Raw genomic sequence first — 14,455 nt, 5'->3', positions numbered from 1 at the left:
TTGGCGAACAGCGGATAAATGTGACTTGCCTCTCAATGAGTACGAGTATACAGTCACTTGGTATACCAAGAACCAGGTTCCGCAATGCGGGATGTTTTAGTTCTGATTCCTGATCCCCCCTCGAAAGGCCTGCGTCATGCGCAATGAAGCGAAGACCACAGGCGGCTCCGTGTCCGCCCTTGTGGACGCGCCGCCGTCCCGTTCTTTCCGCGCCCGCCCCGCCCTGTGGCTGGTGATGATCGCACTCTCCACCGCCATCTGTGCCGCAGCCATCTTGATCGGCACTCACAAGTTCCAGCTCGGCCCGGCCGCAATCGTCCTGATGCCCATCCTGTGGACCGTGCTCATCGGCGGATTCCTCGGTGTCCAGAAATGGAAACCCATCGGCGGGCGTGCCCGTGCGGTGTCCACCCACCTGATGGACGTATCCATAGTTTTCTTCCTGGCAGGTCTGGGCACTCAGATAGGTCCGTCGCTGACGAAGTTCACCGGCCTCGGCCCTGCAATACTCCTGCAAGAGGTGGGGCACGTGCTCGGCACGGTGATCCTGGCCCTGCCGGTCGCGGTGGCCCTTGGCCTGGGCCGCACTGCGATCGGCGCCACCTGGTCGATCGACCGTGAGTCGTACCTTGCCTTCGCCATCCAGCGCTTTGGTGTCCGCTCCCCCGAGTACCGCGGCGTGTTCGCCGTGTGGGTGCTGGGCAGCGTCTTTGGCGCCGTGTTCATCTCCCTCCTGGCCGGTCTGCTCGGCGGAATGGACTTCTTTGATCCCCGGGCCCTCGCGTTGGGCCTGGGACTGGGGTCCGCCTCCATGATGCTCGGGGGCGTGGGCGCCCTGTCCATCCTGTATCCGGAGATGGCCGGGGAGATCATGGCCCTCGCCGCACTGTCCAACCTCGTCACCAACATCGTCGGGTTCTACGCAGGTGTCTTTATCGCGCTGCCGATGTGCCAGAAGCTTTACAAAATGTGGTCCCGCATTTTCGGGCGGGACGACCTTGGCCGCCGTGTCCCCCGCGGCGCCCTCATAGGCGCTGCGGCTGGAACCCAAGCGGGCAGCTCAGGCCAGGCACGCCCGGGCGCCGCAGCGCTCGAGTCCCGTGGGGCCTCGGGCATCGACACCGTGGACGTCAACAGCATCGAAGAGGATCCCGTTGTTGTCCGGACACCCAGGACGTGGCTGATCGCGTTCGCCGCGACCGGGGTGGCCGGCTTCCTGCTCAACGCCCTCGGTACAGGTTCACTGCTGCCACTGGATGCCGTCGGCATCCTCATCCTGCTGGCCCTCACCGCCGTCGCCCTTGTGCTCGCCAAGCTCGTCCCGGTGGTTCCGTCCAGCATCTGGGTCCTGGCTCTGGCAACCATCGCCTCCGCGACTTTCCTGCCCATGGGCCCCTTCGTTGCCTCCGCTACGCAGCACATCAGCGTCCTCTTCGCCGGCCTGCCCATGATTGCCCTGATCGGCATGTCGCTTGGCCGTGACGTCAAGGCCCTGCGCTCACTGAGCTGGAAGATCGTCATCGTCGCCCTGATGACGTTCACGGCGAGCTTCGTCGCCGCAGCAGCTATCGCGCAGGCTGCCTTTCACTTCTAGCTGGTACATGCTTCTTCCAGTACATACTGCGGTAGGGGAGGCACCGGTCCCGCGGGATCGGTGTCTCCCCAGCCGTCATTCATAGCCCAGCCGAAAGGAATGAACAATGCTCATTACCAACGTCCGCCCCTGGGGCGGGGACGCCGTCGACCTTGAAGTTCGCCAAGGACGGATCGCGGCCGTTCACCCCGCGGGGACCGCTGTCGTAGCTGCAGACGCCGCCGGCGCGGACGTCGACGGACGGGGCCGGATCGCCGTGCCCGCGTTCACGGACGTGCACGTCCACCTCGACTCGACCCGGATCGGGCTGCCGTTCCGGGAGCACACAGCCTCTCCCGGTGTGTGGAACATGATGCGCAACGACCGGGAAAACTGGCGCGACACCCCCATCCCCTACGGCGATGTAGTGCGGGGAACCCTGGAACGGATGATTGCGCGGGGCACCACCCGCGTCCGTTCCTACGCCCAGATCGACGTGGACTGCAAGCTTGAGCGCTTCGAGGCAGTCATGACCGCCAAACAGCACTTTGCCTACGCCGCCGATGTAGAAGTCATGGCCTTCCCGCAGGCAGGCCTGCTGCTCGAGGACGGCACTGTCCCGCTCCTTGAGGAGGCCCTCCGCGCGGGTGCGACAACCATCGGCGGCATTGATCCCTGCCAGCTGGACCGTGACCCGGTCCGCCATCTGGACATCGTCTTCGGTCTGGCGGAGAAGTACGGCGTCGACGTCGACATTCATCTGCACGAGCCTGGCCACCTGGGGGTTTTCAGCGCGGAACTTATCTTCGAACGCACCCGCGCGCTGGGGATGGAGGGTCGCGTCTCGCTGTCCCACGCGTACGATCTCGCCAATGTCCACCCCGATGTGACCGCTCGGCTGGTGGAGCAGATGGCCGATCTCGACATTGCCTGGGCGACGGTCGCCCCGGCAAGCGGCGGGTCGCAATTCGACCTCGCCCGGATGACCGAGGCGGGGATCCGTGTCGGGTTGGGCGAGGACGGGCAGAGGGACTACTGGAGCCCCTACGGCAATTGCGACATGCTCCACCGCACGTGGCAGTTGGCCTTCACACACCGGCTGCGCAAGGACCGGCTGATCGAGCACTGCGCGGCGATCGCCACCATCGGAGGCGCGTCCATCATGGACCGGACCGTCCAGCGCCTCACCAGCCCCGACGACCGGCCGGGCCTGGCTCCCGGAGACCGGGCGGACATCGTCCTGGTTGATGGCGAGACCATCACGAGCACCGTCATGGACCGCGGCACCGACCGCACCGTCATCCACGATGGCAGACTCGTCGCCGACAGCCTGATGGTTCTTCCGAACCCGGCCGCATAAGGAAGCCCGGCGGCTCCCGTGCCTAGCGGTCTGCCGGCAGCTTCACAGGTTGGCCGCTTCTTGCTCCGCCAGCCTGATCATCCGAAGTTCGTCCTCCACCGCACGGGACGGCCAATAGTCCTTCGACAGCTCAGTTGCCCGGGTCAGATCCGCTGCCGGGAAGAGCTTGCCGAGCAGTCCGGCCGCCTGCAGCAGGGCGATCAGCACGATGGTCCTCGCGTCGGGTGCCTTGGCATCAGGCTTGGCGGCGGGCTCCGGGGAATCGGTCGCCACAGCATCAGTCGCCACATCGTCAGTCGCCACGGCATCACTGGTCCCGGAATGAGGCGCCGTAGTTTCGGGCGCCTCAAGATCGGACGGCGCACCGCTGAGTGCGGCCTGGATCTTTTCGAGGAGGGCCGCCTCCGGAGCGTGGTCCTTCTCCGGGTACCGCACAGCCCTGAACCGCCCCAGATGCTTTTCGCCGACATGTTCCACGATGCCCAGTGACGCCATCGCTTCGTAGACACGCTGCACTCCGGCGCGGCCCTCCAGCATGCCCACCCACCCCTTGGGGGTGTGGAGCCGGGATTTGCCACGGATGACTTCGAGCTCGCGCTGGAATTCTGTTTCCGGGGCCTCGCCGGTGGCCCTGACGCGCTTCCCCTGCAGCTCGATCGCACCGATCAGGTCCAGCTCGGCCAATATTGCCCCCGCCACAGTTGTCCTGAGTGCGAACACCGGCACTTCGGGCTTTCCGTTCACGTCGTTCGTTGCCAGAAGGAGGAAGGCCTGGGGAAGGTTCAGCTCCGTCGCCTTTGGGGTTTCAACGTCCATACGAACATGGTGGCCCTGTTGGGCGCCCACCACAATGGCGAATTAGCGGAGGCAGAAGCGGACGACGGCGGGACGTCCGGCCGCTAGATGCGCAGAGTTTCTTCAAGCGTTTCGGCCCGCTGCTGAAGAAATGTGCCAACAATGGCGGAGCTCTCGGCAATGGTCGATGAGGTTAATGCGTCGCTTGCAGGAATCGACGAGGTAACAGATGCCAGGAGTGCCTGGGCCGTCCCGTCAACAAATACTTTTGAGTAGAGCTCCTGGTAAGCGGAATCGTAAAGACCTTTGTAGACCGTCGAGGCCAGAAAGCGGCTCTTGAATGTGGTGCTGTTCGTTCCGGCGGCCGCGCCTTGTCCGCCCCCCATGGTCAACACTGTGTCGGGGCTGGCCGTGGCGTTGTTGATCAGAGCTTCGTTCAAGTCCCACGAGATGACAGTAATTTTTTTGGTTGTGAGGTCGTAGCTAAGGTAGTAATTCTGCCCAGCGCCCGTCATATCGTCGGCGTTGGCCAACAGATTCTGCGTTGCGGCGTACTTGGCAAATGAGTCCACGTCCACCCAGGTACTCAGCTCTGCATCGAATGTGGCATCATCGGCGTCGTCCAACCACTTCAGAAAGCTGACAATTGGCGTAGCGTCCTGGGAGTCAGTTTTGTTCAGTTGCTTGAATTGTTCCTCGTACGTCTCAAGGTCGTCGCCTTGGTAGGTAAAGCTGGATTCAGAATCTGCCTTGAACACCACGTTGTTTCCGTTATCCAGGTTCTCCGCGTACTCCTCATCCGGGTTTTCCAGCAACAGACGAGTCTGCGTTGGTGATCCGTTGACCGAGTACGTTGTGTAGGTGTAGCGCTGGGTAATCTGGTCAGTTGCTGCAGTTATAGACAACGCTAATGCCTCGTTGATAACGGGGGTGCTAGGGCGAAGAGCCAGTTCCGTCAGACCTTCATAGTCAGCATCATCGACATACTTGTCGAAGCGGATCAGCAGAGGTAAAGAGGCCGGATCATCGGCGGAAATAACGTTCGAATCATCTTGGGTGAATCCGGCGGGAGGTCCGCCATCTGCGACTTCTCCAGGACGTATGCCGCCGCCCGCACCCGCGGGCGGCCCGGACTCGGTTCCACCCAGAGTCCTCAGCGTGGAGTTTCCTTTCAGCCGTACTCCGACGTTTTCGATCAAGGTCCCGTCAATGGTGATGTCGGCGCTGATCCAGGACTTATCAGAATCGTTCTCATAATCAGCGATCATGGCGGCATAGTCGGCTTCGTCCCACTCGATGCTGATCTCGTGAGAGGTCGCTGTGTCGAATAGGTCCACTGTCCCGGCGAGCGATGTTTCTGTGCCCGACGTTCCGGTAACAGAGCTCTGCATCTGACCGGTCTGCGTTGAATCGGTGGTGGCTGGACCAGAGCATCCAGACAGCATCAGGGCAAGAACTCCAGCAGTTACCGTGACAGTAGTTGCTTTGGTTCGAATTTTCTTGAAAAACGATGACTGGGTCATGATGACGTCCTTTGGTTCAGGGGAAGTGCGAAGGGACTTGGCAGGCTTCTCTGCAGTGCACGATGCCATCGGCTGGCAGGAAGGCACCGGCTTTTCCTAGGCCCTGGCCAGTGGTCTGCGCCGGCGTTCCTGAGGCGGTCCCCAGTTTGCTGGCTGCGTCTGGGGGTGGATCTCAAATTGCACATTTACCAGCGTCTTGTCATTGACCAGATCCAATGACTCAACTATCACCGTGTGGACGGTGCCGCCAGAGATCTCTTCGAGCCTGGACTTCAGTGCTGACGGTTCTGCAATTGCCTGATCGAGAACTACGCTCTGATGACGGTATGCGGGGAGCACCCGTGGATTATCGGCCAGAAACATGACTACGAGGATTAAGGCCATCAGGGATACGGAGATCCATACCGGCTCAACACCCAGGCCACCAATCAGGCCAAGAGCCAAAGCCGAAAAGTAGTAGGCAACTTCATGCTGGGACAGTTCTGTAGAGCGAAGTCGAATGATGGAGAGGACCCCAAACAGTCCTAGGCCAAGCCCGACGCCAGCACTGGAACTTGAGAGGGCCGTCGCCACAGCGAGGACGCCTACGTTGATCCCGAGGTAGGAAACCACGAGGTCTCTGCGCCGGTGTCGGCGAAGATACAAGAAAAATGCCAGTACTGCGATGGCCAAAAGATCGGCGGCAATGAAAATTAGTGTATTAATGAGCGTCTCCAGGTTCAGCGTTCAGGGGGTATGTATCTAAACTTCCGCCTTACCCTGTGCTGATTCTGTGTGTACGGACAGCTTGGCTTATGAATGGATCCGAGTCGGGTTGGGCGAGGACGGGCAGAGGGACTGCCGGAGCCCCTACGGCAATTGCGACATGCTCCACCGCACGTGGCAGTTGGCCTTCACACACCGGCTTCGCAAGGGGAGGGCTGATCGATCACACACACCAGCGCCTCACCAGCCCCGACGACCGGCCGGGCCTGGCTCCCGGAGACCGGGCGGACATCGTCCTGGTCGATGGCGAGACCATCACGAGCACCGTCATGGACCGCACGGGACGGCCAATAGTCCTTCGACAGCTCATTTTGCCCGGGTCAGATCCGCTGCCGGGAAGACCTTGCCGAGCAGTCCGGCCGCCTGCAGCAGGGCGATCAGCACGATGGTCCTGGCCTCGGGTGCCTTGGCAGCAGGCACGTTGGAATCAGGCGCTGCCCTCCAGCATGCCCACCCACCCCTTGGGGGTGTGGGGCCGGGATTTGCCACAATGACGAATCAGCGGAGGCAGGAACGGACGACGGCGGGACGTCCCGCCGTCGTCAGCTGGAGTTGGGTACCGCTCCCCTACAGGGCCGACCAGCCGCCGTCGGAGGCGAGGATGGCGCCGTTGATGTTGGTGCCGTCGTCGCTGAGCAGGAACGTGATGGACGCGGCGAGCTGCGCGGCGGTGGCGGGCGTGGGGACGGTGGCCTGCATCAGCGGGCCGAGGCGTTCGGCCGCGAGCTGGGATCCCCAGTTGGCCACGATGCCGGTGATGGTGGGGCCTGGTGCCACGGCGTTGAAGCGCAGTCCCTTGGGCCCGTACATCACGGCGGAGTTTTTGGTCAGGCCGACGACGGCGTGCTTGGACGCGGTGTAGGCGGCGCCGGCGGCGGACCCGCGCAGGCCGGCCTCGGAGGCGACGTTGACCACGGAGCCGGTGCCGGCGTCGAGCATCAGGGGCACCACGGCGCGGGTGAGGCGCATGAGGGCGGTGACGTTGATCCGGAAGACGCAGTCCCAGAGCTCGTCGTCCACTTCATGGATGGGTGCGATGTTGTCCATGATGCCTGCGACGTTCGCCAGGGCATCGTCGCGTCCGCCGGCGGCAGCGACGACGGCGGCCACGGTCTCTTCGGTGGAGATCTCGCCCGCGATGGGGACCAGGTCCAGTCCGGCGTTCTCAAGAATCAGGTCGTCGAGCCGTTCCTTGCTGATGTCGGCGGCGATGACCCGGCCGCCTTCCTTCCGCGTGTTCGCCGAGCGCGGCTACGAGCGGACGTCCTTGACCTATCGTCCCACGGACCACGCTGGCGGGGATCGAACGACCAGCCGCCATCGGACGCTAGGATGGCGCGCCAATTCCAAGGCGCCCGTGCGGATCAGCAGGCATAAGCTGATATCAGCACGTCTCTTCCAGCGCCGGGAAGGTCATCATGGACACTGAATCCGCCGAAGTGATCGGCCATGATGTCACCACCATTGTCTGCTTGTGCGGGAACACTGTCAGCAAGGACGGGTTGATTCAGGCCAACTCAGACGGCGTCCCCGTCTACATCGGGGAGAACATCCCGGTCCCCGCGGAGCTGGCGGAATGGCCTGCGGATGAGGATCTCTATACTCTGTGTCCCTCCTGCGGCCGCGTGTACAGTGACTCGGTCATCGAAGAGACGGGGACCGCGCCTGTTGCTTTCCGGGTGGACGTCACGGCCGGCCCCATGGCCGAGGCCATCCGGGTGCACTGGGACCTCAGCTCCTGACGACGGTGGTGTCCCCGTCAGGCCCGTGGCCGCTGGTGTAGACCGCGCTTCGGAGTTTTGTGACTCTCTGCCGTCAGCGCTTCACCGCGGCGCTACTGTGGATCGCTGAATCCGTTGCCCGCCCGTCGCGCAGGCTGGCCTGGCATTCTGCCGCGCGTGCGGCGACGTCGCCATGAACGGCAAAAGTAATTGCCTCGACAACAGCGATTTGGCCTGTTGTGTCAGGAACACCCGGAAATTGCACCTGCGGCGCCTCAACTGGGGCCACCGGCGACTCTTGCGTGGACCGCATACGAAGAATCGCGATGGCGGAAATAAGGCACCAGGCAACGTTCGTGACCACTGAGGGCCACGCTTCGTGGACCGCACCGTTGATGATGAAGGCACATGCGCCGATGAGGTTGGCTACTTGGAAGTGCTTGCCGGCCTTCAACCAACCCATGGAGACAGACAGGTATGCCGACAGGATCAGAACTGCCCCTGACCAACCTGCAATTTCCCACAGCAGTTCCATGATGTCCTTTCAGAGGTGTTGCCCGGCTGCCGTAGCTGGGCGGAGCGTAAATGGCCGGCTATGCGTGTGTTTGGAAGGCCCGGATGCTCCCCCAGACCTGTGCTTTAACAGCAATTATGAGGACGATGCACCTTTAGGGCAATTGCATTCCACTGAAGACATGGTTTAGAACTACTTAACATGGACATCGATCCGCGCAGGCTGCGCGTGCTTCTCGCGATTGCCCGCACGGGCGGGGTGCTGGCTGCCGCCGACGAGCTGGGAATCAGCCCCTCGGCCGTCTCACAGCAGCTCACCAAATTGGAAGACGAAACCGGGCATGCCTTGGTGGTGCGCACGCCCAAAGGATCAGTTTTGACACCCGCCGGCCTGGCAGTAGCGGAAGCCGGCGAGGAGATTGAACGTGCTCTCAACGTTGCCCGCGCCCGGATCGACGGCGGGGCCACGGTGGCTGGCATTGTGCGCGTGGGCGGATTCACCAGTTTTGTCCGGACGGTGGTGATCCCGCGCCTGCCCGAGTGGCGCACACAGTACCCGCAATTGCAGATCCGGATCGTCGAGGATGACTTTCCGGACCTGATGCGGCTGCTCCGCCAGCGCCAGCTCGACGCCGTGGTGGTGGAGCTCGATTCGACCACCGCCGAGCAGCGTTCGCTCTCCGCCGGGATCATCGAGGAGCCCTTGCTGGACGAGCCGTGGAAGCTGGTGGTCCCCTCGGGCGCCCTGCTCACCACCGAGAACATCGACCTGGCCCGGCTGCCCCTTCCGTGGCTCGGCGTCGACCCAACAGCCGCGAACGCTGCGGTGCTCGGCCGGCTCCGTCAGTCAACGGGCGCTCAGATGGAGAGTGCGCACCAGTACCAGGAAACGCTGACCGCACTCGCACTCGTGGCCGCCGGCGAAGGAATTGCGATCGTGCCCACCCTGGCATTAAGTGGCGTCGCCCACGACGGAGTGGACGTCCTGGACGTCCCCGGACTCGGAACCCGTCGCATCGTTCTGCGACGGTTCGACCGGCGGCGATCAGCCAGCACGCCGGTGGACACCGTCGCACGCCTGCTGCGGGAATCGGCTGCGGCGTTCGACACACGGTCGGCATCTTGAACCACCGCGTGGCGGTGAGCGGACGACGGCGGGACCTCCCGCCGTCGGCGGCTTCCTCCAGGCCGCGGTTCGCGAAGAACAGTGCCACGCGACCCGTTTCCTCGTTCCATGTTGCACTGACGTCCACCAGGTCCGTGCCGCCGAAGCGGGCATTCTCGTACTTGTCCGAGTCAACGGACAGTCGCAGGATCTGGCCCTTGGCCAGCTCTGCCATGCGGGCGAACGGGTGGAAGATGGTCTGCTTCCAGGCCGGACCGTTCTCCTCGCTGAGGATCGGGGCAATGACGTTGACCAGCTGCCCCTGGTTGGCGATCTTGACGCGGTCGCCGTGGCGGAGCAGCGAGTTCAGCAGGGTGCCCACCACCACCGCGTCCGTCACGTTGTACTTGTCCTCGATGACCCGGGGTGCTCACGCCAGCCCGCCTTGGCGACGTTGTGCGGCTGGTCCTCGGTGTCCAGGCCGCGCTGGTGCCAGACGCTCCACTCGTCGAAGGACAGGTTGATGTGCTTTTTGTGTTTGCCCTTGGCACGCACGGCGTCAGCGGTGGCGATCACGGACTCGATGATGCCGGACCCGGGCGAGGCGCCCGGCCGGGAAGATTGGGTCCAAGTGGACCGGTTCATGGTGGCGTGAACAGCGATTGGGTCGTGTGGTGGAAAGAGCCGCCACACGACCCAAACGCTTAGTCACAAATGGTCACGGCACGGACCCGTGTGTCATTGGTTTAGCCCTTGATCGCCCCGCCTGTCAGCCCAGTGACCAGGAACTTTTGGGCGAGGAAGGCCAGAGCAATGATCGGGAGAGCCAGCAGAATACTGGCGGCGGCGATCAGCTGGTAGAGGGCGGTGTCTTCAGCAATCCCGAACGATGCGATGAACACCGACAGGGTGGTCGCATGCTGTTGTGTCAACACGACCGGAATCAGGTATTCCTGGATGGCCAGCAGGAACGTGAAGATGCCTGCGGTGACCAGCCCGGGGCCGGCGAGGGGCATGATGACCCGCCGGAATGCCCCGAAGCGGCTGCAGCCGTCGATCTGGGCCGCTTCTTCCAGTTCCCGTGGCAGCTCGGCGAAGAAGTTCCGCAACAGCCAGATCGTGAACGGCTGGTTCACCGCGACCAGGGCGATGATCAGCATCAGCTGGGTGTCGTAGATGTTGAGGGCCTGTGCGATGGAGTAGAAGGGCAGGACAACGACGAAGCGCGGCAGTGAGCGGAAGACGAGGGCGAGAACGAGGAGCCATAGTGAGATCCGGGAGTCAAAACGGGACAGCGCATAAGCCGCAGGTGCCCCCACGATCAGGGAAATGATGACTGTGACCACGCCGACCACGATGGTGTTCATACCGAATGAGGCGAATTCGGTGGCGTACCAGAGCTGTTCGTAGGCCGTGATCTGGGGGGTAAAGCTCCAGACGGGGGGCGAGATGAACGCGTCCGTGTAGGGCTTGATGGAAGTCAGGAAAGCCCAAACGAACGGGAAGACTGCCACAAACGCCGCCACCGACAGCCCTGTGTACGCCAGTGCGGTCCGCCACCGGGGGCGGCGTCCTATGGTGGTGTTGCTCAGGGCCCCGCGGGTCCGACGTGGCGGACGGTCGTTGACCGACCTGTCCGGGACAGGTACCGGCGGCGAAGCCGGGGTGAGCATGCTGACGTTATTGGGTGCACTCACGCTGTTTTCATCTCCCGCCATGTTTGGCGTATGAAGGGTACGAGGAAGGTCAGAATGATGATGATCGTGATGACGTTAATCGCGCTGGCGAGTCCAAGTTGTTGGGTTTCGCCTAGGGCGACGTTGTAAACATAGGTCATGAGGGACTCGGTGCCGACCGTTGAGGCGGCCGGGGTAATCATCCGGATGCTGTCGAAGACCCGGAAACCGTCCATGATTGAGATCAGGGCGATGAAGCCGATAAATCCCCGGATGGAGGGCATCACGATGCGCCATTGGGTCTGCCACCAACTGGCCCCGTCGAGGGCGGCCGCCTCGATCCGTTCGCGGGGGACGGACTGCAGGGCCGCCACCAGGACGAGGATGCCGAACGCCGACTCGTGCCAGATGCTGTGGGAAATGAGTAGGAACTTTGCCGCCGTCGGATCGGTGAACCAGTCCGGTGCGATACCCAGGGGTGCCAGCAGGACATTGACGAGGCCGCCGAATGTGCTGTTGAACAACCAGGAGAAAACGAGTGCACCGATTACTGTCGGCACGACATAGGGCACCAGAAGCAGCCCAAGGAAGAAGGCCCGGGCCTTGGCGCGGACGGCGTTGAGCATGAGGCCAACAACGTACCCGCCAACGATCTTTCCTGCCGTCATCGCGGCGGTGTAAGCGGTTGTGAACCCGGCGGCGGCCCAGAAACGCTGGTCACCCAACGTGGCCGCATAGTTGGCGAACCCGACGAACAGACCAGGGTCGCCATAGCTGACCTTCCTGAAGCTGTCGAAGGCCGTGATGAATAAGGGCCCGGCCATAAGCAAAGTCATGACCAAAATACTGGGGCCGACGAAGATGAAGAATTCGCGTCGTCTCAGTGGACCCACCTCCTAAATCTGTTGTGGCGGATACGCCGCGGAAAAGCTACTTGAGGTACCCGGCGGACTTCAGCGCGGAGTTCGCCGCTGCGTCTGCCTTTCCGAGTGCTTCCATCGGGTCCCCGGCGCCGTTGACTGCCTCGACAATGAAGGACCGGGTGCTCTGCTGGATGGTGGGCATGAACGGCTTCAGCGGCAGCGTGTCCGCGCCCGCTTCAAGGGTATCCAGTGCTGCCTGCCAGTAGGGTGCTTTGGCCTGCAGCGTGGGGTCGTTGAGCTTGCTGGTCCGGGAAATGACGGCGAAGGGGGCGCCGTTGGTCATGGCTGAGTCTCCGACCGAGGTGGCCAGGACTCCGGCGAGTGTGTCGAATCCGACCTTGGAGTTCTTTGCGATGGCGAAACCGTCCTGGGTCCACTGGGCGGCCGGCTTCCCGCCTGCCTTTGCCGCCGGCGCAGGCGCGAAGGCGAAATCGTTGGAGAACTTGGACAGGGCCGGGTCGATCAGGGTGGCACCGCGGCCAGCATAAATGATACCCATAGCTGCCTGCCCGTTCTGCAGGGCGGCGACGGCCTTGGCGTTGTTCAGGGTCAGGGCGTCGCTGGACATGTAGGACTTGAGCTTGCGCAGGTCGTTGATCGCGGCTGCACCTTCAGGGGAGGCAAGTGTGGGCCGTCCCTCGTTGTTGACCCAGGAGCCACCTTGGCTGGTCAGTGCGTTGTTGAACGCAGTGGAGATATCGCTGTCCGCGTTGAAGGAAGCGACGAACGGTGTCTCAGACTTTTCCGCTGCCCTGATCTTGTCGGCCGCTGCAAACAGTTCGTCATAGGTCGTGGGGGCCTGGATACCCAGGCCGTCGAGGATATCCTTGCGGTACATCAGAATGTGGACATTCTGCTGGTTAGGCAGGGCGTAGAGGTGGCCGTCGTATTTCATCTTCTCCAGCAGTGCCGGATCAATATCGTTGACACCGGAGGCTTCACCATTCTTGGCCACCCACTCGTCCAGAGGCGCCAGCCATCCTTTGGAGGCGTACTCGACCAGGGTGGTGTTATAGACCTCCACAATGTCATAGGACGCGCCGTCGGCCGGCTGGGAAAGCGAAAGTGGCGCCTTTTCGAGTTGGGCCGAGAAATCCACCGGTGAGTGGTTTACCTTGAGATTCTTGACTCCGTTACAGGCGCTCGTCATGGCCCTGGTAAACGGGTCCATGCCAGGGGCACCGTAAGCCAACACATTGACGGTGGCAGAGGCCGCGGGTTCCGGAGCAAGACAGGTCCCCTGGGCGCCGGATGCACCGGGAATCTGACTGCCGGCGCCACAGGCAGCCAGGGACGCCACCGTAAGGGCGGCTACAGCCAGCAACAGGGGAGATCGACCGATTCTTTTGGGAAAGTTCAAAACGTCACCTTATTGATAGGTGCCCCTATGGGCATGAATACGTATGTAATAGACTGTGGCATAGCTAACATGCTTGTCAATAGGCTTGCCGTGAGATGTTTACATCGAAGCATCCGCCCGAACCCGGAAAGTGAGGCAACAATGGTTGCCACCAGTCGTGACGTCGCCCGCTTGGCGGGAGTATCCCAGCCGACGGTTTCGCGTGCCCTGCGCGGGGATCCCCGGGTCACCTTGGAGACGCGCCGCCGCATTGCGGACGCGGCGGCGGCCCTAAGCTACGTTCCCAGCCAGATGGGCCGCTCACTCTCAACGCAAGCCACACAGCGGGTGGCCATGGTCGCCGATCTGGCCAACCCCCTCTACCCCCTGATACTTCCGGCGATCCACGACGCCCTGGCCTCCCGCGGCTACCGGATGGTTCTGATGGCCGAACGCGAGGATGACGATGCTGCCTACTCGCCACTCCTGGACCGCTCCGTGGACGGGGTGCTGCTCACGACCACGCGGCGGGAGTCCACGATGCCGTTTGAACTCCAGCAGCGAGGCATCCCCATGGTCATGCTGAACCGCATTGGCGGCATCGTGGCAGCCGACAGCGTGGTAGCGGACAACCTGGCAGCGGGTCGGGTAGCAGCCCAGATGCTTGTGTCTGCAGGCCACACCGAGATCGGGCTGATAGCGGGACCGGCCGCAGCCTCCACCAGTACCGACCGCGAGACCGGAATCCGGGAGGCGCTCGCTGACTCCGATATCCCCTTGCGTTCCTCGCGGATCGCACGCGGTTGGTTCGGACATGATTCCGGGGTTTCGGGGATGCGCAAGCTTATGGCACTCGAGCGCCCACCCCGCGCCGTCATCTGCATCAGCGACTCGGTCGCCATCGGCGCGCTGAACGCGGCCCGGGAACTTGGCCTCCGGGTACCCGAGGACATTGCCCTGGTCGGGATCGATGATATCCCCACCTCCGGCTGGCCGATCTGCAACCTCAGCACCGTCGCCATCCCCTTGGCCGACATGGCCCGGGATGCCGCGAATCTTCTGGTGGACAGGCTGACGGGGGCTCTGGCCGAGGACCCGGTTCGCCGCGTCCACCCGGTGACCGCCGTGCCCCGCGGCACTCACACCGTCTCCTAGTCGACGC

Annotated in this window: 12 protein-coding genes and 3 pseudogenes; 6 read left to right on the top strand and 9 right to left on the bottom strand. The window is 62.9% G+C overall.

The genetic code is table 11. The features are described 5' to 3' along the window. Positions 1 to 136: 136 nt before the first annotated feature. Both DAD99_RS11125 and DAD99_RS11120 read left to right on the top strand, forming a co-directional pair. Positions 137 to 1,594, top strand: a complete 1,458-nt coding sequence (locus tag DAD99_RS11125) for a DUF3100 domain-containing protein (RefSeq protein WP_227007929.1) — start codon at positions 137 to 139, stop codon at positions 1,592 to 1,594. A 106-nt stretch (positions 1,595 to 1,700) separates the two neighbouring features. Continuing rightward, positions 1,701 to 2,933 carry an amidohydrolase family protein gene (locus tag DAD99_RS11120; RefSeq protein WP_193341578.1) on the top strand — a complete coding sequence of 411 codons (1,233 nt, stop codon included), beginning with the start codon at positions 1,701 to 1,703 and terminating at the stop codon, positions 2,931 to 2,933. Positions 2,934 to 2,975: 42 nt separating this feature from the next. On the opposite strand, the gene DAD99_RS11115 is transcribed toward DAD99_RS11120, so the two are convergent. The 3 genes from DAD99_RS11115 to DAD99_RS11105 all read right to left on the bottom strand — a co-directional run bounded on the left by DAD99_RS11115 (position 2,976) and on the right by DAD99_RS11105 (position 5,896). Next, positions 2,976 to 3,749, bottom strand: coding sequence for a GPP34 family phosphoprotein (locus DAD99_RS11115; RefSeq protein WP_193341577.1), 774 nt, complete (start codon positions 3,747 to 3,749; stop codon positions 2,976 to 2,978). An 83-nt stretch (positions 3,750 to 3,832) separates the two neighbouring features. Further along, positions 3,833 to 5,251, bottom strand: a complete 1,419-nt coding sequence (locus tag DAD99_RS11110; RefSeq protein WP_193341576.1) for a CotH kinase family protein — start codon at positions 5,249 to 5,251, stop codon at positions 3,833 to 3,835. A gap of 96 nt (positions 5,252 to 5,347) precedes the next feature. After that, positions 5,348 to 5,896 carry a DUF4956 domain-containing protein gene (locus tag DAD99_RS11105; protein WP_375372213.1) on the bottom strand — a complete coding sequence of 183 codons (549 nt, stop codon included), beginning with the start codon at positions 5,894 to 5,896 and terminating at the stop codon, positions 5,348 to 5,350. Between the two features lie 157 nt (positions 5,897 to 6,053). On the opposite strand from DAD99_RS11105, the pseudogene DAD99_RS21690 reads away from it, so the two are divergent. Continuing rightward, a pseudogene (locus DAD99_RS21690) lies at positions 6,054 to 6,294 on the top strand (N-isopropylammelide isopropylaminohydrolase); the annotation flags it as partial. 289 nt (positions 6,295 to 6,583) lie between these two features. On the opposite strand, the pseudogene DAD99_RS11100 reads toward DAD99_RS21690, so the two are convergent. Then, a pseudogene (locus tag DAD99_RS11100) lies at positions 6,584 to 7,237 on the bottom strand (SDR family oxidoreductase); the annotation flags it as partial. 197 nt (positions 7,238 to 7,434) lie between these two features. Between DAD99_RS11100 and DAD99_RS11095 the strand changes: the two are divergent. Then, complete coding sequence (locus DAD99_RS11095; RefSeq protein ID WP_193341575.1) at positions 7,435 to 7,758, top strand: hypothetical protein; 324 nt, start codon at positions 7,435 to 7,437, stop codon at positions 7,756 to 7,758. Positions 7,759 to 7,831: 73 nt separating this feature from the next. On the opposite strand, the gene DAD99_RS11090 is transcribed toward DAD99_RS11095, so the two are convergent. After that, a complete protein-coding gene (locus tag DAD99_RS11090) occupies positions 7,832 to 8,272 on the bottom strand; it encodes a hypothetical protein (protein ID WP_193341574.1) in 441 nt (146 codons plus the stop codon). A gap of 180 nt (positions 8,273 to 8,452) precedes the next feature. Between DAD99_RS11090 and DAD99_RS11085 the strand changes: the two genes are divergently transcribed. After that, on the top strand, positions 8,453 to 9,376 hold the full coding sequence (locus tag DAD99_RS11085; protein WP_193341573.1) for a LysR family transcriptional regulator: 924 nt from the start codon (positions 8,453 to 8,455) through the stop codon (positions 9,374 to 9,376). Positions 9,377 to 9,419: 43 nt separating this feature from the next. On the opposite strand, the pseudogene DAD99_RS11080 reads toward DAD99_RS11085, so the two are convergent. The 4 genes and pseudogenes from DAD99_RS11080 to DAD99_RS11065 all read right to left on the bottom strand — a co-directional run. Continuing rightward, positions 9,420 to 9,940: pseudogene (locus tag DAD99_RS11080) on the bottom strand (alpha-L-arabinofuranosidase C-terminal domain-containing protein); the annotation flags it as partial. A gap of 161 nt (positions 9,941 to 10,101) precedes the next feature. After that, complete coding sequence (locus DAD99_RS11075; protein ID WP_193341572.1) at positions 10,102 to 11,052, bottom strand: carbohydrate ABC transporter permease; 951 nt, start codon at positions 11,050 to 11,052, stop codon at positions 10,102 to 10,104. Beyond that, positions 11,049 to 11,867, bottom strand: coding sequence for a carbohydrate ABC transporter permease (locus DAD99_RS11070; protein WP_185261691.1), 819 nt, complete (start codon positions 11,865 to 11,867; stop codon positions 11,049 to 11,051). Before DAD99_RS11070 ends, DAD99_RS11075 begins: the two co-directional genes overlap by 4 nt. Positions 11,868 to 11,961: 94 nt before the next feature. Continuing rightward, on the bottom strand, positions 11,962 to 13,125 hold the full coding sequence (locus tag DAD99_RS11065) for an ABC transporter substrate-binding protein (protein WP_185261692.1): 1,164 nt from the start codon (positions 13,123 to 13,125) through the stop codon (positions 11,962 to 11,964). 330 nt (positions 13,126 to 13,455) lie between these two features. Here DAD99_RS11065 and DAD99_RS11060 point away from each other — a divergent pair, with 330 nt between their 5' ends. Next, the gene (locus DAD99_RS11060) at positions 13,456 to 14,448 is read left to right on the top strand and encodes a LacI family DNA-binding transcriptional regulator (RefSeq protein WP_185261693.1); all 993 of its coding nucleotides are present in this window, start codon (positions 13,456 to 13,458) and stop codon (positions 14,446 to 14,448) included. The last annotated feature ends 7 nt before the right edge of the window (positions 14,449 to 14,455 follow it).

The organism is Pseudarthrobacter sp. AB1 (assembly GCF_014926485.1).
Taxonomy (GTDB): domain Bacteria; phylum Actinomycetota; class Actinomycetes; order Actinomycetales; family Micrococcaceae; genus Arthrobacter.
This window is presented reverse-complemented; position numbering and strand designations above follow the sequence as displayed.

What these genes read in the sequence shown, in the direction of transcription:
- DAD99_RS11125 (WP_227007929.1), top strand. Translation starts at nt 137, where the DNA reads ATGCGCAATGAAGCGAAGACCACAGGCGGCTCCGTGTCCGCCCTTGTG.
- DAD99_RS11120 (WP_193341578.1), top strand. Translation starts at nt 1,701, where the DNA reads ATGCTCATTACCAACGTCCGCCCCTGGGGCGGGGACGCCGTCGACCTT.
- DAD99_RS11115 (WP_193341577.1), bottom strand. Translation starts at nt 3,749, where the DNA reads ATGGACGTTGAAACCCCAAAGGCGACGGAGCTGAACCTTCCCCAGGCC.
- DAD99_RS11110 (WP_193341576.1), bottom strand. Translation starts at nt 5,251, where the DNA reads ATGACCCAGTCATCGTTTTTCAAGAAAATTCGAACCAAAGCAACTACT.
- DAD99_RS11095 (WP_193341575.1), top strand. Translation starts at nt 7,435, where the DNA reads ATGGACACTGAATCCGCCGAAGTGATCGGCCATGATGTCACCACCATT.
- DAD99_RS11090 (WP_193341574.1), bottom strand. Translation starts at nt 8,272, where the DNA reads ATGGAACTGCTGTGGGAAATTGCAGGTTGGTCAGGGGCAGTTCTGATC.
- DAD99_RS11085 (WP_193341573.1), top strand. Translation starts at nt 8,453, where the DNA reads ATGGACATCGATCCGCGCAGGCTGCGCGTGCTTCTCGCGATTGCCCGC.
- DAD99_RS11070 (WP_185261691.1), bottom strand. Translation starts at nt 11,867, where the DNA reads ATGACTTTGCTTATGGCCGGGCCCTTATTCATCACGGCCTTCGACAGC.
- DAD99_RS11065 (WP_185261692.1), bottom strand. Translation starts at nt 13,125, where the DNA reads ATGGACCCGTTTACCAGGGCCATGACGAGCGCCTGTAACGGAGTCAAG.
- DAD99_RS11060 (WP_185261693.1), top strand. Translation starts at nt 13,456, where the DNA reads ATGGTTGCCACCAGTCGTGACGTCGCCCGCTTGGCGGGAGTATCCCAG.